This is a genomic window from Mangrovibacillus sp. Mu-81, from assembly GCF_036867415.1.
Lineage (GTDB): Bacteria > Bacillota > Bacilli > Bacillales > Bacillaceae_B > Rossellomorea.
In genome coordinates this window covers 23078-41423 of record NZ_JBAJHU010000003.1, presented here as the reverse complement: position 1 = coordinate 41423, position 18346 = coordinate 23078, and the positions used below count along the sequence as shown (strand labels likewise).

At 41.6% G+C, this 18346-nt stretch carries 23 protein-coding genes; 10 read left to right on the top strand and 13 right to left on the bottom strand.

Translation table 11 applies throughout. The annotated features are described in order from the left end of the window. Positions 1-57: 57 nt before the first annotated feature. Together hemH and hemE are read right to left on the bottom strand one after the other, a co-directional pair. Positions 58-990, bottom strand: coding sequence for a ferrochelatase (hemH, locus tag V6B33_RS07380; RefSeq protein ID WP_334217115.1), 933 nt, complete (start codon positions 988-990; stop codon positions 58-60). Positions 991-1025: 35 nt separating this feature from the next. Beyond that, the gene (gene hemE / locus V6B33_RS07375) at positions 1026-2057 is read right to left on the bottom strand and encodes a uroporphyrinogen decarboxylase (protein WP_334217114.1); all 1032 of its coding nucleotides are present in this window, start codon (positions 2055-2057) and stop codon (positions 1026-1028) included. Between the two features lie 256 nt (positions 2058-2313). Between hemE and V6B33_RS07370 the strand changes: the two genes are divergently transcribed. Continuing rightward, positions 2314-2817: an antibiotic biosynthesis monooxygenase family protein gene (locus V6B33_RS07370; protein WP_334217113.1), complete on the top strand. Its 504-nt coding sequence runs from the start codon at positions 2314-2316 to the stop codon at positions 2815-2817. 204 nt (positions 2818-3021) lie between these two features. Here V6B33_RS07370 and V6B33_RS07365 read toward each other — a convergent pair whose 3' ends face one another. Genes V6B33_RS07365 through liaF form a run of 3 tightly spaced genes read right to left on the bottom strand, consistent with a single transcriptional unit; the run spans position 3022 to position 5565 of the window. Beyond that, on the bottom strand, positions 3022-3648 hold the full coding sequence (locus V6B33_RS07365) for a response regulator (protein ID WP_442915505.1): 627 nt from the start codon (positions 3646-3648) through the stop codon (positions 3022-3024). Positions 3649-3680: 32 nt separating this feature from the next. Beyond that, positions 3681-4712: a sensor histidine kinase gene (locus V6B33_RS07360; RefSeq protein ID WP_334217111.1), complete on the bottom strand. Its 1032-nt coding sequence runs from the start codon at positions 4710-4712 to the stop codon at positions 3681-3683. A gap of 46 nt (positions 4713-4758) precedes the next feature. Beyond that, positions 4759-5565, bottom strand: coding sequence for a cell wall-active antibiotics response protein LiaF (gene liaF, locus V6B33_RS07355; RefSeq protein WP_334217110.1), 807 nt, complete (start codon positions 5563-5565; stop codon positions 4759-4761). Positions 5566-5792: 227 nt separating this feature from the next. Here liaF and V6B33_RS07350 point away from each other — a divergent pair, with 227 nt between their 5' ends. Then, positions 5793-7187: a hypothetical protein gene (locus V6B33_RS07350; RefSeq protein ID WP_334217109.1), complete on the top strand. Its 1395-nt coding sequence runs from the start codon at positions 5793-5795 to the stop codon at positions 7185-7187. Positions 7188-7234: 47 nt separating this feature from the next. Here V6B33_RS07350 and V6B33_RS07345 read toward each other — a convergent pair whose 3' ends face one another. Continuing rightward, complete coding sequence (locus V6B33_RS07345) at positions 7235-7828, bottom strand: phosphatase PAP2 family protein (protein WP_334217108.1); 594 nt, start codon at positions 7826-7828, stop codon at positions 7235-7237. A gap of 145 nt (positions 7829-7973) precedes the next feature. On the opposite strand from V6B33_RS07345, the gene V6B33_RS07340 reads away from it, so the two are divergent. Further along, on the top strand, positions 7974-9134 hold the full coding sequence (locus V6B33_RS07340) for a M20 family metallopeptidase (RefSeq protein WP_442915504.1): 1161 nt from the start codon (positions 7974-7976) through the stop codon (positions 9132-9134). A 37-nt stretch (positions 9135-9171) separates the two neighbouring features. Here the strand turns inward: V6B33_RS07340 and V6B33_RS07335 are convergent, their stop codons facing one another. From V6B33_RS07335 to V6B33_RS07325, 3 genes are read right to left on the bottom strand one after another with little or no spacing between them, the layout of a single operon-like run. Continuing rightward, positions 9172-9876 carry an EcsC family protein gene (locus V6B33_RS07335; protein ID WP_334217106.1) on the bottom strand — a complete coding sequence of 235 codons (705 nt, stop codon included), beginning with the start codon at positions 9874-9876 and terminating at the stop codon, positions 9172-9174. 59 nt (positions 9877-9935) lie between these two features. Further along, positions 9936-11165, bottom strand: coding sequence for an ABC transporter permease (locus V6B33_RS07330; protein ID WP_334217105.1), 1230 nt, complete (start codon positions 11163-11165; stop codon positions 9936-9938). After that, entirely contained in the window at positions 11158-11901 is a 744-nt protein-coding gene (locus V6B33_RS07325; protein ID WP_334217104.1) for an ABC transporter ATP-binding protein, read from the bottom strand. The genes V6B33_RS07330 and V6B33_RS07325 overlap by 8 nt, the downstream gene beginning before the upstream one ends. 704 nt (positions 11902-12605) lie before the next feature. Here V6B33_RS07325 and V6B33_RS07320 point away from each other — a divergent pair. Beyond that, a complete protein-coding gene (locus V6B33_RS07320; protein ID WP_334217103.1) occupies positions 12606-13028 on the top strand; it encodes an HIT family protein in 423 nt (140 codons plus the stop codon). 168 nt (positions 13029-13196) lie between these two features. After that, on the top strand, positions 13197-13733 hold the full coding sequence (locus V6B33_RS07315; protein WP_334217102.1) for a tryptophan transporter: 537 nt from the start codon (positions 13197-13199) through the stop codon (positions 13731-13733). A 60-nt stretch (positions 13734-13793) separates the two neighbouring features. Here the strand turns inward: V6B33_RS07315 and V6B33_RS07310 are convergent, their stop codons facing one another. Next, a complete protein-coding gene (locus tag V6B33_RS07310) occupies positions 13794-13985 on the bottom strand; it encodes a hypothetical protein (protein WP_334217101.1) in 192 nt (63 codons plus the stop codon). A gap of 153 nt (positions 13986-14138) precedes the next feature. On the opposite strand from V6B33_RS07310, the gene V6B33_RS07305 reads away from it, so the two are divergent. The 4 genes from V6B33_RS07305 to V6B33_RS07290 all read left to right on the top strand — a co-directional run bounded on the left by V6B33_RS07305 (position 14139) and on the right by V6B33_RS07290 (position 16598). Next, positions 14139-14507 carry a YtxH domain-containing protein gene (locus V6B33_RS07305; protein WP_334217100.1) on the top strand — a complete coding sequence of 123 codons (369 nt, stop codon included), beginning with the start codon at positions 14139-14141 and terminating at the stop codon, positions 14505-14507. Positions 14508-14786: 279 nt separating this feature from the next. After that, a complete protein-coding gene (locus V6B33_RS07300; protein WP_334217099.1) occupies positions 14787-15362 on the top strand; it encodes an HTH-type transcriptional regulator Hpr in 576 nt (191 codons plus the stop codon). Between the two features lie 373 nt (positions 15363-15735). After that, on the top strand, positions 15736-16272 hold the full coding sequence (locus V6B33_RS07295; protein ID WP_334217098.1) for a DUF3267 domain-containing protein: 537 nt from the start codon (positions 15736-15738) through the stop codon (positions 16270-16272). A gap of 146 nt (positions 16273-16418) precedes the next feature. Further along, positions 16419-16598 (top strand): hypothetical protein, encoded by a 180-nt coding sequence (locus V6B33_RS07290; protein ID WP_246288847.1) that lies wholly within the window; start codon positions 16419-16421, stop codon positions 16596-16598. A 98-nt stretch (positions 16599-16696) separates the two neighbouring features. Here the strand turns inward: V6B33_RS07290 and V6B33_RS07285 are convergent, their stop codons facing one another. From V6B33_RS07285 to V6B33_RS07275, 3 genes are all read right to left on the bottom strand, one after another. Next, positions 16697-16783, bottom strand: coding sequence for a YjcZ family sporulation protein (locus V6B33_RS07285; protein WP_082051156.1), 87 nt, complete (start codon positions 16781-16783; stop codon positions 16697-16699). 113 nt (positions 16784-16896) lie between these two features. Further along, positions 16897-16980, bottom strand: coding sequence for a YjcZ family sporulation protein (locus V6B33_RS07280; protein ID WP_032089274.1), 84 nt, complete (start codon positions 16978-16980; stop codon positions 16897-16899). 83 nt (positions 16981-17063) lie between these two features. Beyond that, entirely contained in the window at positions 17064-17150 is an 87-nt protein-coding gene (locus V6B33_RS07275; protein WP_044337791.1) for a YjcZ family sporulation protein, read from the bottom strand. 186 nt (positions 17151-17336) lie between these two features. Here V6B33_RS07275 and V6B33_RS07270 point away from each other — a divergent pair, with 186 nt between their 5' ends. Further along, positions 17337-18284, top strand: a complete 948-nt coding sequence (locus V6B33_RS07270; RefSeq protein ID WP_334217097.1) for a peptidylprolyl isomerase — start codon at positions 17337-17339, stop codon at positions 18282-18284. Positions 18285-18346: the final 62 nt, after the last annotated feature.

Below are 18346 nucleotides of genomic sequence, written 5' to 3'. Positions count from 1 at the left end.
TGAGAATGAACTCATCAGCTTCAGTCCTTGATATTCAAGATAAGGGATGCCAGGTAACTATTTATTTATGTGCTTTAATACAACATCCGCCAAAGCGTCAATAAATTCCGGCTTTGCATTCGGCATCTCCGGCCGGTAGTACTTCGCACCAATTTCACCGGTCACTACCTTACATTCATAATCATTATCGTAAAGAACCTCTAAATGGTCTGAAACAAAACCCACAGGCGTGTATACAAACGTTGTGTATCCTTTCTCCCTATGAAGCTCGCGGGATAAATCCTGAACATCCGGTCCAAGCCATGGATCCGGAGTGTTTCCTTCACTCTGCCAGCCAACGGCATAATCGTGCACATCTGCACCTTCAGCGATCAGTTTTGCCGTCTCTTCAAGCTGCTGAGGATAAGGGTCCCCATTCTGCAGGATTCGTTCAGGCAGGCTGTGTGCCGAAACAATCAGGACTGCATTTTGACGTTCATCATCACTCATGCCGCGATATGTTTCTTTCACCTTGTTCACCCAGTAATCGATGAATTTCGGCTCTTCGTACCAACTTTCCACAGAAGTAATGCGCGGACCGCCTAATTTCTCAGCTGTTTCTTTCGCTCTTCCATTATACGATTTGACACTGAAAGTAGAGAAATGTGGAGCAAGGACAATGGACACCGCTTCTTCGATGCCATCCTTATGCATTTGTTCCACCGCATTTTCTACAAAAGGCTCAATATGCTTCAAGCCGAGATACATCTTAAATTCAATCTCATCCTGTAAAGAATTCAAATGTACTTCAAGGCTTTCAGCCTGATCCATCGTAATCTTTGCAAGCGGCGAGATGCCGCCGATTGCCTCGTATCTTCTGCGTAAGTCTTCAAGCATGTCTTCAGAGGGTGCCCTGCCATGACGAATGTGAGTATAGTAACGCTCAATATCTTCTTCCTTATATGGAGTCCCATAGGCCATAACCAAAAGACCCATCTTTTTTTTTGCCATCAATTCTCACCTCTACTAGTATCGTATCTGATCGATTATTTTGCACTGTATTCATGTACAAAAGCAGTTAAACGCTTCAACGTGTCCGGCTTAACTGAAGGAAATACACCGTGTCCCAGGTTAAAGATATAGCCCGGGATTTCCATCCCATGATCAAGAATGGCTTTCGCTCTTTCTTCGATTACTTCCCAAGGTGCAAGAAGGATGGCCGGATCGAGATTTCCTTGAACCGGCTTGGTAATACCCATCCCTCTCGCTTCCGAGATCGGCAGGCGCCAGTCAAGCCCGACGACGTCAAGCGGAAGGTCGTGCCACTCGTTTGCCAGATGGCTGGCACCGACACCAAACATGATCAACGGTACATTCTCTTCTTTTAATTCATTGAATATCTTTTCCATGATTGGCTTGATGAACACTCTGTAATCCTGAACATTCAGGGCACCAACCCATGAATCAAAGATTTGGAAAGCAGATGCCCCAGCCTTGATTTGAGCTTTCCCATAAGTGATTGTCATATCTGCCAGCTTGTCCATCAATGCAAACCAGGCTTTCGGTTCTGAGTACATGAAAGCTTTCGTTTTATTATAGTTCTTTGACGGACCGCCTTCGATCATGTAGCTTGCCATCGTAAATGGTGCGCCCGCGAAACCGATCAAAGGTACGGATAATTGTTCGCTGGTCAAAAGCTTGATTGTATCCAGCACATATGGGACATCACTTTCGGGATTGATTTCCCCAAGCTTCTCAACATCAGCCACAGAACGAATCGGATTGTCGATCACCGGACCGATACCCGATTTGATCTCCACGTCCACTCCGATTGCAGGCAGCGGCGACATGATGTCTTTATACAAGATTGCCGCATCCACATCATATTGTTCGACCGGGAGTCTAGTCACATACGCACAAAGCTCAGGCTGATGTGTAATTTCAAATAGGGAATACTTTTCCTTGATTTTTCTATATTCAGGCTGCGATCTGCCTGCCTGTCTCATATACCATACTGGTGTATAATCCGTTTCTTCACCTTTCGCAGCTCTCAAAAATGTATCATTTAATTGTTTCATACCTGTCGGCCACCTTTCACTCATCCATTGGTTCTATTGTATTATAAAAGAATAAAATTCTAAAATTGTTTAACCGTGCAAATTGTAACCCTTATAAACTATAGACTTTTACAGGGAAAATGTATAGTTATGAACTGAAAATGTCATAAATTTGCCGATTTTAATGGTCTATTTGAAAAATCAAGGTAAAGCAGGTTACAGAACGGAAATAATAGGGAAGATTAAAAGAGAGATTACATTTACGAGGTGAATGAAAATGAAGATGTATATGACAACAGGAACACATGAATTTTTAAGCAAGATATTGAATCAGCACCCGGAAGAAAAAATGATCCTGATGCAGGAAGCAGATGCCCTGCTGGTCCATGAAACGAATGGCGAATCAATATTTGAATCTCCGCGCCGCTATGAAATCGTCGACCAAACAGGCTCGTTGGAGAAGAAGGGGTATGCCGTCTTCAATAATATCCCTGTTTCGGATGAGGGGCGTCCGTTGTTTGAATATCGATTCAAGAATCGTGCCGGCTTGATTGAAGAAGTCCCCGGCTTCATCGCCATCCGGGTGCTGCGTCCTTTGGACAGTGATACATATGTGATCATGACTCTCTGGGAGAATCGTCAAAGCTTCCTGGGATGGCAGGAATCCAAGCAATACCAGAAAGCCCATGCAAAACGCGGTACCGATGAAGGAGTAGATGCCAAAAAAGACATTTTCCCTCGTGCATCTTATGTAACGGAATATGCAGTGAGCGGGGAATGATTCAGATGTCTAATTAGTGCATTCATTCAGCCCGCACAGGGTCATGATAATTCAAGAAGCCATCCGGTATAGACAGGAACACACTGAACAAGGCGGAATCTCATAGTGATGAGGTTCCGCCTTGTACGTTGGCCCATGTCTATAGAGTTGGACTTTTGCTTTAGTGTGAAGTTGGATTCGTGTTCCTCATTTTAAGCCAATGAATTATTTTTCTTTGTATACAATTCCATTTCGGTTTGCGTAGATCGCGGCCTGTGTCCGGTCGGCTACACCGAGTTTGCTTAAGATATTGCTCACATGTGTTTTTACCGTCTTTATTCCTATATATAGAACTTCGGAGATTTCTTGATTGGTCATACCTTCTCCCAGGCATCTTAAAACCTCATGCTCCCTGGATGTCAGATCTTCGTGAGGTTTTTTCTGCTGAGGCCTGAAACGGGTCATCATCTTATCTGCCACCTTGGAAGCAATGACCGCTTCCCCTTTTACCGCTTTATAGATGGCGGAAGTGACTTCTTCTGCACTTGCTGTCTTCAATAGATAGCTGTGAGCACCTGCTTCAATGGCAGGAAATACTTTTTCATCATCATAATAGCTTGTGAGAATGATGATTTTACAATTGTGATTAAAAGTTAATATCTTTCTGGTGGCTGCTATTCCGTCTCCATCCTCCATCAAGAGGTCCATTAATATAACATCAGGTTTGTAGATTTTGGCAAGCTGGACGGCTTCATTCCCACTCTTTGCTTCACCTAGAAATTCAATACGTTCTTCAGTCAGCAGATAGGTTTTGATTCCCAACCTCACCATCTCATGATCGTCTACAATCATCACTTTTACTTTCTCCACAAGACTCTCCCCCTTTATCCGACCGGAATACGCAGATCGATATACGTCCCTTCTTCTTCTTTCGAACGGATTTGAAAATATCCGCCGATTTCTTCAGCACGTTCTTTCATCGTCTGGAGCCCATAAGATGTCATTTTGCTATCACTTAGATTGAACCCTTTGCCATTATCACTTATATACAAAGTCACGAAACCTGCTTTTTTCTCTGTCATGATTTTTACTTTTGTTGCTTTTGAATGACGGAGGATATTTGATAGACTTTCCTGGATGATTCTGAACATATGTGTTTCCGTTCCTTTTGAAAGATTCTCGATTCCATCAAATGCCGCTTCGATTTCAAGTTGTGTCTTTTCTTTAAGCTCCTGAATCAGGATCGTTAATGCTTCACGAAGACTTTCGCCTTTCAAATCGATTGGTCTTAAATGCAGAAGAAGCGCTCTCATCTCTCCCTGTGCTTTTGCAGCGATTACAGCAACCTGCTTGATGATGCCTTCTGCTTTATCAGGATTTTCCCCAATATTCTTATAAGCTGCAGAAGAAAGCATATTCAGTGCAAACAACTGCTGACTGACTGAATCATGCAGATCCCTTGCCAGTCTTTGACGTTCTTCCATGACCGCAGCACCGTGTGCCCGTTCGGCGAGTTCTGATTTCTCATCAGCCAGCCTTTGCAGTGATTTGACCTGCTCTTGAAAATACTTGGCGAGCTGATTTAATTCATCCGCCAGCTGGCCAAGCTCGTCATGTCCGTACGAATCCAATCTTGCTGAAAATTTCCCGCTCCTTAACAAAGTCACAAAAGTGGTGATATCATCAATGCGTCCCTTGAATGTAAAGCTGGTGCGGAATCCAAAGTACACACTTAATAAGATAAGGATGAAAAATAATGCCATTGTCAAGAAAATCGATAAACTGAGTGAAACACCTTCATTGTTTGAAATAAACAAGTAGATTTGTAAAAGGACAAAGGATATCAAGGTCGCCATGATGGACATCATAAAAAAACTTTTAAAAATCGAGATTCTGATCGTTGAAGGACTGTTCACGCTGTTCCCTCCTTTCTATAGTTGAGTAAATCCCTCGTGCTTTCGTTTATACTCCGCTGATTCTGATCGAAGCTACTTTCACATTTACTGAAAGCTTGATTTTTTTGCTGGAATGTTCATATTCCGGAGACTGATAATGGAAATCAGACCTGACTTCAGAAGACTGATGGTCAAACAACTTCACTTCACCCACTTTGACCTTAATCATGATGTCAACGGGGACATTATCGGGTATGATCACTTTCAAATCACCAACCCATCCCTTTATTTCAATCGGCGTCTCACCTTCGGGGATGAATGCTTTACTGAAATCCATATAATAGTCTCCGATCACATTGTGGAATGTCATAGGCTCTAGTGACCAATTGGGTTCTGACAGTTTTACTTCCCCCACGATGAAATTTTTATTGATTTTATTCTTAAGCTTTGCTTTATGCTTTTCACCGACTTTGATTTCCGCATCAGTACCCTGTTGAGCAGGAGTTTCATTCGTAACAGTCACTTTAATCGATCTGTCAAATACTGCTCTTGATATCGCTATCGAAATAATAAGGATCGGCCACAACTTCCACCAGCTGCCATAATCAAAATCGATTTTATTCCACTCATCCAGAATGATGAGTGAACCGTAAACAAGACTGAATAGACCTAAGAAGAGTTTCCCAAAACTTTTTCTATAAAATCCGTCCACTGTCCATTTCAATCCGGTCAGCATCAACAATATAGGGATAATATTGACAAATATCTTTGTTATTTCCAAGGAAATGACACCGATGTTCAACAGCAGCAGCCCTACACCAGTCATCAATAATACCAATGAGAAGAACCAATGCTTACTTCCTCCATGTCTCACTTCTTCACCACCTTACATTCTATTCATTCGAGATTAGGAACTATTTTCCTGTATTTACTTCATTATAAATGTTATTTCTTACTCATTTGAGGAACATGGGCATGAATGAGTCTACGTCTTCAGACTGAAATGTTGTTTCACACCTTTTTTTAAAATTTCATACCCTATAGTACAGATTCGGGCGTATACCCAATTTGAGAAAGGATTTGTGAAGGAGGTTGTGTCTAATGGGGATCGACTTAACGGCGCTACATTGGATTTACTTGGTATTCATAGGATTTATCATCCTATTTATGGTTTTCAGGAAGGATACGACCATCGTATGCATTGCAGGGATTTTCAGTATTGCCCTGGTTGCGACAGGTTCTTTAAGCGGCTCGATAAGTTCTGTCTTTAATAGTTTTATCTTTGCAATTACTGAATTGCTTTCCACCATCCTTGTCATTTCAATCATTGTAGCTATGAGTAAAGGGCTGACAGCGACCGGGGTCAATGATGTCATGATCCGTCCATTTACTAAGTTCATACGTACTCCGGCTCTTGCATATTGGACGATCGGCATCGTCATGATGCTGATTTCATGGTTTTTCTGGCCATCTCCTGCGGTGGCATTGCTTGGTGCTGTTCTTGTGCCTGTGGCATTGCGGGTAGGATTGCCGGCACTCGGAATCGCTATGGCGATGAACTTATTCGGACACGGGATTGCGCTTTCCGGTGATTTCGTAATTCAAGCCGCACCAAAGTTGACTGCAGATGCAGCCGGAATCCCTGTGGCTGAAGTGATTGCAGCAAGTGTACCTTTAGTGATTGTCATGGGTGCCGTCACGACGATCACTGCTTTTCTCTTCATTAAACGCGATATGAAGAAAGGAATTTTGAAAGTCAATCAGTCAACCTTTCTGGATGATGATGAGAACGTGACGGATTCTGATTTATTATCAACTACTTGGAAAAAAATGATCGCACTTCTGATCCCGGTATTATTTGCGTTGAACATCGCGGCCATGGTTTCGTTTGACCTGCAGGGGGGAGATGCGACTGCTCTTATTGGCGGGACCTCGATCTTCATATTACTGATTATTTCCTTGTCCGCATTCAAAGCTAAAGGGTTGGAACGAACAACCGGCTATCTGATCGACGGATTTCAATTCGGTTTTAAGGTTTTCGGACCAGTCATTCCGATCGCTGCATTCTTTTATCTTGGCGATGCAGGCTTCCAGACTATCATAGGGGATTTCCTTCCAAAAACATCACATGGTATCGTGAATGACCTCGGTGCATCTCTTGCAGCGGTCGTTCCTCTTTCTAAAGCTGTCGGAGCCGTTACATTAACGATTGTCGGGGCCATTACCGGCCTTGATGGGTCAGGATTCTCCGGAATATCACTTGCCGGCTCTGTGGCCAACTTATTCGCAGAAAGCATCGGCACAGGTGCCGCAACCCTCACGGCACTCGGTCAGATTGCAGGTATTTGGGTTGGAGGGGGAACGCTGGTACCATGGGCCATCATCCCAGTAGCCGCCATCTGTAACGTCGACCCATTCGAACTTGCAAGAAGAAACATGCTTCCAGTCATCATCGGTCTTACAGTCACAACCATCGTTGCCATGTTCCTCATCTAAAGAAAAAAGGTCCGTTCCCCATTGGATTGACAATGGGAGCGGACCTTTTAAACTGGTCTTTTTTCATACAGAAAGGTTGTCAGTGTATAGAGGGAGTATCCGATCAAGAAGCCTGCCAGTATATCTGACGGATAATGGACTTGTTCCACTATTCTGCTCATTCCAGTCAGGACTGCAAATATGAGCGCCACTATGTATAGTCCCCATTTCACTTTCATTGAAGAGAATTCCCGGCTGAGGAAATAGGCAGCTGTCAACAGGAAGACAATGCCGACCATTGCGTGGCCGCTTGGGAAACTGAAACCATCTTCACCGTGTAAATACGGAGGTCTTTCCCTCTCCATCAGATTTTTTATTCCTTTATTCAGCACATTACTTCCAGCCACCGCGACTACGACCGTTAAAATGCCTGCAAAATCTTTTTTCACCCACCAGAGATAGAGAATCAACAGGATCGTCCCGATACCGATTACCATTTCCGTACCAACCACAGAAAAGATTTTAACAAACTGCAAACGGGTCAAATTCTCTAATAAATAGGGATCCCAAGGTATGGACAGTTCGTGATAGACAAAATGGGCAAGCGTCATGAAAAGGATGAAAGAGATAATGCCGGATATGTAGAATAATTTTTTCATCATAAACCTCCTTTGAAATAGTATTGTCTTCAATTGACTATTTGTTCCCTCTTTTTAATGTTATAATATTCTAAATGTTCAACAATGATAAGGAGGTTCCACCGTGCTGAAAGAATTATATCAAAAACTGGAACAGAGATGGACAGAAATGGTAGAAATCAGAAGATATTTGCACCAGAATCCTGAATTGTCATTTCAAGAAAAGGAGACGGCTGCTTATATTGCTGATTATTATCGCAGACTGGGGATCGATGTCCGGGAAAATGTTGGCGGTAATGGGGTTGTGGCCACTATTAAGGGAGGACTGTCTGGTAAAACGGTCGCTTTGCGCGCAGACTTTGATGCCCTTCCGATCCAGGATGAAAAAGATGTTGAATACCGGTCAACCGTACCGGGGGTGATGCATGCATGCGGCCATGACGGACATACTGCAACCCTTCTCGTTCTTGGAAAAACGCTGAATGAATTCAAGGAACAGCTGCAGGGATCAATCAAACTTATCCATCAGCACGCGGAAGAGTATGCACCGGGCGGAGCAGAGCCGATGATAGAGGATGGCTGCCTGGAAGGCGTCGATGTCATATTCGGCACTCATTTATGGGCGACAGAAAAGCTTGGGAAAGTCCTCTTCAGAACTGGACCGGTAATGGCTGCTGCCGACCGCTTTGAAGTCATCATCAAGGGTTCCGGCGGCCACGGTGCACAACCCCATAAAACAAAGGATGCAATCGTTGCAGGCGCCCAGTTGATAACGGATCTTCAGCAGATTGTAAGCAGGCGAGTGAACCCGATTCACCCCGCTGTCGTCACAGTAGGTTCATTTGTCGCAGACAATGCATTCAATGTCATTGCTGATCAAGCAAAGCTCATCGGCACTGTCCGTACATTCGCTCCTGAAGTCAGGGATTTCATTGAAACTGAAATTGAACAAGTGCTGAAAGGGGTCTGTTTATCTTTCAATTGTGAATACGAATACCGTTATGAGCGAGGATACCCGGCAGTTGTAAATCATTCGGAAGAAACTCAGCTCCTCATACAATGTGCTGCTGATATCGATGAAATTCATAACGTAGAAGAAATTGAACTCCAAATGGGAGGGGAAGATTTTTCATACTATCTGGAAAAAGTGAAAGGCACCTACTTCTTCACAGGAGCAGCACCAGAAAATGCAGAAACTCTGTATCCGCATCACCATCCTAAATTCGATATCAACGAAAAGGCGTTATTGATTGCCGCGAAAACATTATCTTCTGCAGCGCTTCACTATCAAAAAAAACATAACGAATCCGTGGTGACCGTTAAAAAGTAATCCAAAAAAGATCGGCCGCGGCCGATCTTTTTTGATATCAATCACGTTCATTAAAATATCGGATCCGATACGCAAATTTTGCTACCTCTCCCAGTTGATCCAGGAGCTGGTAATTCGCATATGCCCCTACCACTGCACCGACGCCAGGTACTAACTGAAGCATCTTCACAAAGTCGATATAATCACGATATTCCTGCTGAAACGCACGCCAGTCCATGTCTTTCAGTTTTTCTTTCTCTTCATTCCAATTCTCGATGATCATCAACGTTTCTCTCTTATGTTCATCGCTGGAAAAGGCAAGCTGGAACACATACAGAAGAAACAATCTCTCCTCATATTTCTTTACATCATAGCCATGTATCACGGCGCACTCACTGAGAAACCTCATCTTGATGGAAAGAAGCAAAGGGAAATCCGCAAGTCCGAGGAAAATGCCTCCTGCCCCAGTGCCTGCCCCCTCGATGACGGCAGTTTTCCGATGGAATTCGAGTCTTTCTTTCATCCGATCTTCTCTCTCATGCAAGGAAGGCATGGATTCAAACGTTGAAAGTTTGATCCATTCGCTCCCCTTGAGAGTCACTTCCACCATCTTCTTGATACTCTCCGTAATCAATCGATGGGCTTTTTCCGGTATGAATTGATTCACCTTTTTCTGCGCCTGCTTCGAAGCCCGCTGGAAAACAGATGATTTCTTATTGAACCTCCTCTTCCAGGTTTCAAGCTCTTCTCTTTCCTGATACATTGTCCATCCCGCCTTTTGGGTTCATCATTCCTTTATACGCAAGGGGAAGCTCATTGGTTTCAAAGATAAAAGCTGCTGTCCATTTTTTTCAGTCGCTGAATTAAATAATATTGGCTGAACAATAAAGAAAAAACAAAGCCCGACAGAAGAACAATGATTGCCTCCATCCACCTCCCTTTTAGTAAAAGGGGAAGGGTGAAAATGAATGATTGCATCATCATGGACTGATTCAATACATTCTTGAATGACGATGTTTTCAGGTCTTTTGAGAGCGGATAGATGAGCACCCATATTTTATAATCAAAGCGTTTATAGAGAGGGATCAGCTGGAATCCCGTCAAATACAGGAATAACAGTGCAGACAGGATGTTGATGAGTAAGGACTGGTTTGTATAGATCAATATCGCTCCGATCAATGTCAATCGTACATAAAGACCCGAAAATTCACTCGTTCTGACCAAAGAGCGAAGATATAAATGACGGTATGTTGAACGTTGTGAAAAGTCTGTCTTAACAATGAAATCGAGCCATTTCCTCCTGTGCACTTTCCCTTTCAGCTTCGGTACATCCGTAAACATATTGGCAATACGGTAAAACAACAGCATTCTCTGCTGCTCCAGATGAATGAGCAAATCCCATTTCAAATTCTTCTTTTTAGTTATTTGATGAAAATAACCGAAGTAACCTGCCATTATGACTGCCACTGCTATGATCATCAGTACATGCGCATCTGATAAGACAAGCAGAAGTAAGGAAGCAGATAATAAAAAACGGATGATGCTGTCGATCAAATGTGCAGCCCTTTCCTGATGACGGAGCATGAACCACCTGACATAAAGATTCCATACCTTGATCGCCAACACAAGCGCAAGTAATGGGAAGAAACTTGTGAAGCCCCTTCCTGACACTGCAACATACATAGGCATTAAAGCCGCCAGGACAAGCAGTTGGATATATGACTGGAACATGAAGCTGATCCAGATGCTTTTCCTGAAATACCCCGAAAGTTTCCCTTCAAGCGGCAGCAGAAATACGGCGTCAGCTTCTTTCAGAAAGGTATACACTGGACTCCACGCAAGAACCAGCCCCAATATCGCTGCCATAATAATTGCTGCAGGAAAAGAAGGTTCCAGTGTCTTCACCCATTGATTGTAGGTGAAAGCAGCGCCGCCCAATGCAAAAATCATGACAAAAAGCAAATGATCATTGAACATATATCTAAGGTATTTCTGCAGTTCCTGATTGTATTCGATAATCCGTTTCTTCCAAATGCTTTCTACATTATTCATCGTCGGACTCTTCCTTTGTCAGCTGTATATATATGTCATCCAAGGTGGCGCCGGGCATGGAAAATTCCGTTCGCAATTCCTTCAATGTTCCCTTTGCCCTGATCTTCCCTTCATGCAGGATGATGAAGGAATCACAATATCTCTCTGCAGTCGCAAGAATGTGAGTAGACATCAATATGCCTGCCCCGCTCCGCTTCATTTCTTCCATCCAGTCCAATAATGACTGAATGCCGAGAGGATCCAAGCCAACAAACGGCTCATCTATGATATAAAGGCTCGGTTGTATGAGAAAGGCACACATAATCATCACCTTCTGCTTCATCCCTTTGGAGAAATGTGCAGGAAACCAGCCAAGCTTCTTTTCCATCCGAAAAGCCTTCAGCAGCTTCCCCACCCTTTCTTTAAATTCGTCTTCTGTTAAACCATACGCCATGGACGTCAGCTTCAAATGCTCCTCAAGAGTTAATTCGTCATATAAGATAGGCGTTTCCGGTATGTATGAAAATTGCTTGCGATATTGATCTGCATCTTTCTTCAATGTATGACCATTGATTGAAACTTCTCCCTGTTTCGGTTCCATCAAGCCGATGATATGTTTGATCGTCGTACTTTTACCCGCTCCGTTCAATCCAATCAAACCGACGATTTCGCTTGAATCGATTGAAAAGCTGATATCCTTCAATACTGGCTTTCGTGTATAGCCTCCGACAAGGTGATTAATCTCTAATAATGCCATGGGCAGCAACGTCCTTTCTCTTCTACATGGTTTGACTCTATTTTAGCAAAGTTTCTTCCGGATGGCACCGTGTTAGAGCACGATATTCCATTTATTAGAATTCATACTTTGGTCATTCCTGCACATTCTAATATCTGAAGGGGCCAGCAATAAGAAAAACGGGGTGGTTGTTAAAGACCAGTTTACCGATTTCACTATTGTTTGCGGCTTAAAGGATAGTCTCTTTCATAGTGAATGACACACTCACCATATTCATTCATCACTATATTGATAAATGAGGTGTTTGTTAAAGAACATTTTGACTGAATCAATTATCTTGTGCAGCTTTTCAGCTTGAAAAGATAAGGGGATGGTCACTTTGAACAAAGTCATTCAATTTCCAAGATTACACAAATCATGCTTATAGCCAAATGAGGTGTTTGTCGCAGACCACTTAATTTTCTAGTATTTTAAGCTAAACAGCTAAAAGAATAGGGGATGGTCGCATTGCAAAACGTTCATTCAATTTCAGAATGTGATCTCTGATTACGCTACAAAGCAAATGAAGTGTTTATCAAAGAAAGGAAACATGAAACTTAACCTTTATAGATTCCCCCTTCAAAGAGAGGCAGGAAAACCGTTCCTGTCTCTTCTTTACTTTTCATTCTTTTTTCATTCGTGATAAAATATACAATATACTCCCAATACAGAAAGGTGGAAACAATGTGAGCGACTGTATTTTTTGTAAAATCATCGATGGTGATATCCCTTCCTTGAAAGTTTACGAAGATGAACATGTGTTGGCATTTCTAGATATCAGCCAGGTTACCAAAGGACATACCCTGCTGGTCCCGAAAGTACATAAAGAAAATATTTACGAACTTACGCCCGAAATTGCCAGTCATCTTTTCTCCGTTGCCCCTAAAATCGCGAATGCACTAAAAGCGGAATTTGAGCCAGTAGGATTCAACTTATTAAATAATACCGGTGAACAAGCCGGTCAATCCGTCTTTCACTTCCACATGCACTTCATCCCCCGCTATGGCCAGAGAGACGGCTTCGGTGCAGTCTGGAAAACACACAATGACGACTACAGCACAGATGATTTAAAAGAAATTGCCGATTCCATTACTAAACATATTTCTTAAAACAATCAGACATCCGTCATACCCTTGTGACGGATGTCTTTTTTGGAATTTTTATCTTTGACACTATTTATTCATGTGTTATAATGTACCTATCTTTTCGCTGATGGCAATGAGTGCACATTAGGAAAAGGATAAAATTAGACCAGACCAGTTGAGGAGAGATGAGAAATGAATACAAAAACACTTGTATCCCTATCATTATTAGTGGGGATCGGAGCCGTCCTTCATACGGTTATTCCCGGTTTCTTTTTAGGGATGAAACCAGATATGATGCTTACAATGATGTTCCTTGGCATTATCCTGTTTCCAGCAAAGAAAAATGTTCTTCTGCTAGGAGTGCTGACTGGAGTCATCTCCGGATTGACAACACAATTTCCGGGCGGTTTTTTACCTAATTTAATTGATAAACCTATTACGGCATTCGTGTTCTACGGATTGTTTTTAGCTACACAAAAGATTACACGCTCTGTCTTGGGAGCTTCAGTGCTAACTGCTGTGGGTACCCTCGTATCGGGAAGTATATTCCTGCTTTCCGCTTACTTGATTGTCGGGCTTCCCGGCGCATTCTTCGCCCTGTTTGCAGCAGTCGTTCTGCCTGCAACCATTGTCAATGCAGGAGCCATGTTTGTTGTGTATCCAATCATTCACTCCATCCTGAAACGATCCAGCATGAAGGAAGCCATAACTACTGAACAACTTACCTAATCATTTTAAGGACTGTATTGCCGCTGCAATACAGTCCTTTTTGTTTATCATTTATATCTTTCAGGACGCGAGCCAAAACAAGATTCCTATCAAGAAGGTGATGACACCGCCTGATCCCAATACCGCCGCTCTTTTCTTCAACATATTTTTAGGGGGATACATACCGGGCCTTTGAATACTGATAAAATTATATACCATGCACAAAAACAGCAGACCGCTCAAAGCAAAAAAACCAAAAATAATCCCGTCCATCTTTACCCCTCCTCCACTCCGCCTCTTACCTTTATTTTTATGCTGAAGGAATTCCGGATATGAACTTACTTGTTTTCAATCCCGTTCAATAGGGAAAAGGAAAATACATGTTTTTTGTAGAAGTAAGTATTATAGAATAACGAGGTGATGAAAATGAAGATAAAATCTCTAACGTATGGATTGATCATTGGCGGGGTGATCGGCAGCATTGGCTCCCTCCTGTCCACGCCTTCATCCGGAAAAGAACTGAGAACCCAAATCAAAACGAAGAAAGAAGATTGGAGCCAGGTATTTGAAGAAATGAAGGTGCACCTGGGAGAACTGAAAGAATCAATCTCCACCCTTTCACAAGAAGGAAAAGAAACCGTCCAGCAAATATCAAAGGATCTCCAGGCTTCAGTGAAGCAATGGCAAGCATCAACCGAACCAAACAACCAGAAACTCCAGCAGGAAATCCAAATGATCCAATCTAAAATCGAAGAACTCGAAAGTTCACTCAATACCAATAACAAGCAGGATTAAACTGATTTATAAGAAAGAGGACCTTTATTGCATTATTAATAAAATAATGCAAACTGGGTCTTCTTTCTCATTCCATACACGTCTGACACCGGTGTAAATGGCGCTAATATCAAATAAAAACATATACTTCGAAAAATTTTGTCAATTTATCCTTTATTAATTTTTATTTTATTGGCATAATAAAATAAAAGCGCTTTCTTTAATCGATAGCTGTTTCCAGCAAGAATAATGGTCATGCGTATATAAAGAAAAGATTTTCTAACAAAGTGGGTGTAAGGGATGGAAGAAAGAGAATATTCATTGAAAGAGGCAATCATCTTCAGTCAGCGAATGGCTCAACTGAGTAAAGCGTTGTGGAAGGCCATCGAAAAAGACTGGCAGCAATGGATCAAGCCTTATGATTTAAATATCAACGAACATCATATCCTTTGGATTGCCTATCATCTAAAGGGTGCATCTATTTCAGATGTGGCAAAGTTCGGCGTCATGCATGTATCAACAGCTTTCAACTTTTCAAAAAAGCTGGAAGAACGGGAATTACTCGAGTTCTCTAAACGTGATAACGACAAAAGGAACACATATATCCAACTAACGGGTAAAGGCGAAAAAATTCTGCTTGAGCTGATGAAAAATTATAAACCCGAAACGCATTCAATCTTCCAAGGGGTTGCCCCATTAAAGGAACTTTATGGGAAATTCCCTGAAATGATCGAAATGATGTCAGTTGTCCGGAATATATATGGAAATGATTTCATGGAAATCTTCGAGAAATCATTCAATAACATCGACAGTGAGTTTGCAGAAGATAATTCCAAACTCAGTGAATTATTTGAGAATGAAGAGGAACTCGCTTAACTCATTTCCAGCATTGTCATGCCAGTTTCGACTTACGTCATCCGGCCATGCAGCTATCACAAATTATTAACAACCGTATTATATTTAAAAAGCGGAGTAAAAATAAATCTATCCGCTTTTTACTTTTGCTTCCTTTTGTGCACAAACTCACAAGCCAGCCTGCACCCCCGCCTTTCAAATGTCAAAATCATTTGTATTTTCAAGACTATTCTCTCTTTTTGCCTGCTGTGATCGTCTTTTGCATGACGATCCTTTCTTTCTTCTATTTACCCCAAAAAAAATCTCGGATTATGTATTGATTTTTTCCTTCAATCGTAATAAAGTATGTAAAGCGCTCATTTACAACACTATCGTCTATGGAGGCGATTTTTTTATGCACTGTTGGAAAACAATCAATTTAGAAAGACAATTTGGCTTTTATCGAGTCTTTTTACTTTCATCTATCATCATGATGATGGTATTCTCTTTAATATACGTACCAATGAATTTAGTGTATTCCAGTTCGTTTTACGACAATCATTTACTGGCATTTGTATTAGGACTTGTAAGTATATATCCATTGCATAAGCTCATTCATTTGTTACCGATTCTTCCTTATGTGAATAAGATGAGATGGAAATGGGATCGGAAGCTCATCATCCTTCCAATCGTTTCCCTTAGGGTCAATCGTCCGATTTCAAAGCATCTTTATATGCTCGCCTTAATAGCACCGTTCCTGTTTATTAACAGTATTTTATTGGCCGGGTGTATTCAGTTCCCCCATCACTCTCATTATTTTGCAATATTATTAGCGTTTCACTCAGGAATCTGTGCCATTGATTTTATTTATGCGAAACAATTGATGTATTCGCCCAGGAAGGCATTAATCGAAGAGAATGAAGACGGATATGAAATCCTCATCTATCAGTAAGGATGATAAAGATCGTGCTCTAACGCAATGATCTGCCATCATCCTTACACTTGATTTTTACCAATATTTCGGCAATACTCGCTCTACCAATCTGATTCATATTTTGGTATCGTATAGCTTATAGGAGATAACGGGGAGGGGTTAGAATGATCTCCATGTTTTTAATATTTGCAGTGTTTATTTTATTCTATATAAACAAAATGACAAACGCACTATGCTTACAAAAAGAAATACCTGAAGAACGCCAGCCCAAGGTATTTAGAACCATCAACATTCTAATCACCATTCTTCTGGTGTCTTCATATGTAGAAATATTGTATACATAATAGAAAAGCGAAGGCGGCTCGCTCAGAGGCGGCAAGCATTCCCGCAATTAAAAAACCAGCTCGAATAACTCGAGACTGGTTTTTTAATTGTAAATTAATTAGCAAACGTATGCTGCACCGATGATAATTAATAAAATAAATAACACAACGATTAACGCAAATCCTCCGCCGTAAGCACCAGACATATGTGCTCCTCCTTTCATTTATGGAAAGCCACCGGAGTAAGAATAGCCAATAGGGGCTTAGCCGCCCCATCAACAATCCTTATCCGGTGAATCTACACTATCCTGAGGCTAGATTACAGCCAAGCTGCACCTACAATGATCAGCAAGATGAACAGTACAACAATTAACGCGAAACCTCCGCCGTATGCGTTACCCATAACTTTCCACCTCCTTTGAAGCGCTAATTTATCTTATTCAAGTTACTCGCCTTTTGTTTAGGCATTTGTCATATTTTTATTAATTAACAAATATACGCGGCACCAACGATGATTAATAAGATGAACAGCACTACGATTAACGCGAATCCGGAATTGTATCCACAGCTCATATTTATTACCTCCTTTTCTCTATTCGTTGTTATCATATGAAGGAACCCGGGAAATGGGTGTGTGAAATGCCCATTTTTATTAAGTTAAGTTTGGAAAATATTTTTTTTAATGGAAAAAGTGTGATATAGTATGGATTGTAGAAATTTGACAAGCCGTTAGAATATTTATATTAGGAGATGTTCAGCATGAAAAAGTGGATAATATCAGTGACACTTGCCACCGGGATGATCGGACTTGCCGGCTGCAGTGGTGACGGTGCAGAAAACAGCGAAGTTGTGGCAACTACAAAAGCCGGGGATGTAACGAAAGAAGAGCTATATTCATCAATGAAACAGAAGTTCACTCCTCAAATGGAACAAGCTCTGCAGGAACTAGTTTATACAAAAGTGCTTTCTGATAAATATGAAGTAAGCGACAAAGAAGTGAAAGAAAAGCTGAATGAAGCCAAGGACCAGTTAGGGCCACAATTTGACATGTTCCTCCAACAATATAATCTTGATGAAAAATCTTTTAAAGAATACTTAAAGCTGCAGCTGCTTCAGGAAAAAGCTGCGATCTCTGATGTGGAAGTAACAGAGAAGGAACTTAAAGAGTATTACGAGAAGTGGAAGCCTGATATCCAAGTACGTCATATCCTTGTCGATGACGAGAAAACGGCTAAAGAAGTGAAGCAAAAGTTAGCGGACGGCGCTAAGTTTGAAGAACTCGCAAAAGAATACTCGAAAGATCCCGGTTCAGCTGAAAACGGGGGAAGTCTTGGATGGGTAGATTATGCCGGCCGTCAAAACTTTGTGCCTGAATTCTCCAAAGCACTTGATACGTTGGAAAAAGGCAAAGTGAGCGAGCCGATCAAAACAGAATATGGATTCCATATCATTGAAATCACTGACAAGAAAGAAAAGAAATCATTTGATGAAATGAAAAAAGAACTTGAGAAAGAATTAAAGCTTTCCAAAGTAGATCCTCAAAAAATTCAAGAAGCCATGAAGCGCGAAATCGAAAAGGCAGACTTGAAAATTAAGGATGAAGATTTGAAAAAAGCGTTTGAGCAAGTGTTGAATCCGCCTGCTGCTCCTGAAAAAGGGGAGACGCCAGCTCCTGAGAGCGAAGAAACACCTGCTGCTGAAGAGTAATGAAAACAAAAAAAGAATCCTGAAGATTGTACAGTCTTCAGGATTCTTTTTTATGGGCTTCA

Coding starts and splice junctions, on each gene's coding strand:
- hemH (WP_334217115.1), bottom strand. CDS start 990: ATGGCAAAAAAAAAGATGGGTCTTTTGGTTATGGCCTATGGGACTCCA.
- hemE (WP_334217114.1), bottom strand. CDS start 2,057: ATGAAACAATTAAATGATACATTTTTGAGAGCTGCGAAAGGTGAAGAA.
- V6B33_RS07370 (WP_334217113.1), top strand. CDS start 2,314: ATGAAGATGTATATGACAACAGGAACACATGAATTTTTAAGCAAGATA.
- V6B33_RS07365 (WP_442915505.1), bottom strand. CDS start 3,648: ATGATTGTAGACGATCATGAGATGGTGAGGTTGGGAATCAAAACCTAT.
- V6B33_RS07350 (WP_334217109.1), top strand. CDS start 5,793: ATGGGGATCGACTTAACGGCGCTACATTGGATTTACTTGGTATTCATA.
- V6B33_RS07345 (WP_334217108.1), bottom strand. CDS start 7,828: ATGATGAAAAAATTATTCTACATATCCGGCATTATCTCTTTCATCCTT.
- V6B33_RS07340 (WP_442915504.1), top strand. CDS start 7,974: ATGGTAGAAATCAGAAGATATTTGCACCAGAATCCTGAATTGTCATTT.
- V6B33_RS07335 (WP_334217106.1), bottom strand. CDS start 9,876: ATGTATCAGGAAAGAGAAGAGCTTGAAACCTGGAAGAGGAGGTTCAAT.
- V6B33_RS07330 (WP_334217105.1), bottom strand. CDS start 11,165: ATGAATAATGTAGAAAGCATTTGGAAGAAACGGATTATCGAATACAAT.
- V6B33_RS07325 (WP_334217104.1), bottom strand. CDS start 11,901: ATGGCATTATTAGAGATTAATCACCTTGTCGGAGGCTATACACGAAAG.
- V6B33_RS07315 (WP_334217102.1), top strand. CDS start 13,197: ATGAATACAAAAACACTTGTATCCCTATCATTATTAGTGGGGATCGGA.
- V6B33_RS07310 (WP_334217101.1), bottom strand. CDS start 13,985: ATGGACGGGATTATTTTTGGTTTTTTTGCTTTGAGCGGTCTGCTGTTT.
- V6B33_RS07305 (WP_334217100.1), top strand. CDS start 14,139: ATGAAGATAAAATCTCTAACGTATGGATTGATCATTGGCGGGGTGATC.
- V6B33_RS07300 (WP_334217099.1), top strand. CDS start 14,787: ATGGAAGAAAGAGAATATTCATTGAAAGAGGCAATCATCTTCAGTCAG.
- V6B33_RS07295 (WP_334217098.1), top strand. CDS start 15,736: ATGCACTGTTGGAAAACAATCAATTTAGAAAGACAATTTGGCTTTTAT.
- V6B33_RS07290 (WP_246288847.1), top strand. CDS start 16,419: ATGATCTCCATGTTTTTAATATTTGCAGTGTTTATTTTATTCTATATA.
- V6B33_RS07285 (WP_082051156.1), bottom strand. CDS start 16,783: ATGTCTGGTGCTTACGGCGGAGGATTTGCGTTAATCGTTGTGTTATTT.
- V6B33_RS07280 (WP_032089274.1), bottom strand. CDS start 16,980: ATGGGTAACGCATACGGCGGAGGTTTCGCGTTAATTGTTGTACTGTTC.
- V6B33_RS07275 (WP_044337791.1), bottom strand. CDS start 17,150: ATGAGCTGTGGATACAATTCCGGATTCGCGTTAATCGTAGTGCTGTTC.
- V6B33_RS07270 (WP_334217097.1), top strand. CDS start 17,337: ATGAAAAAGTGGATAATATCAGTGACACTTGCCACCGGGATGATCGGA.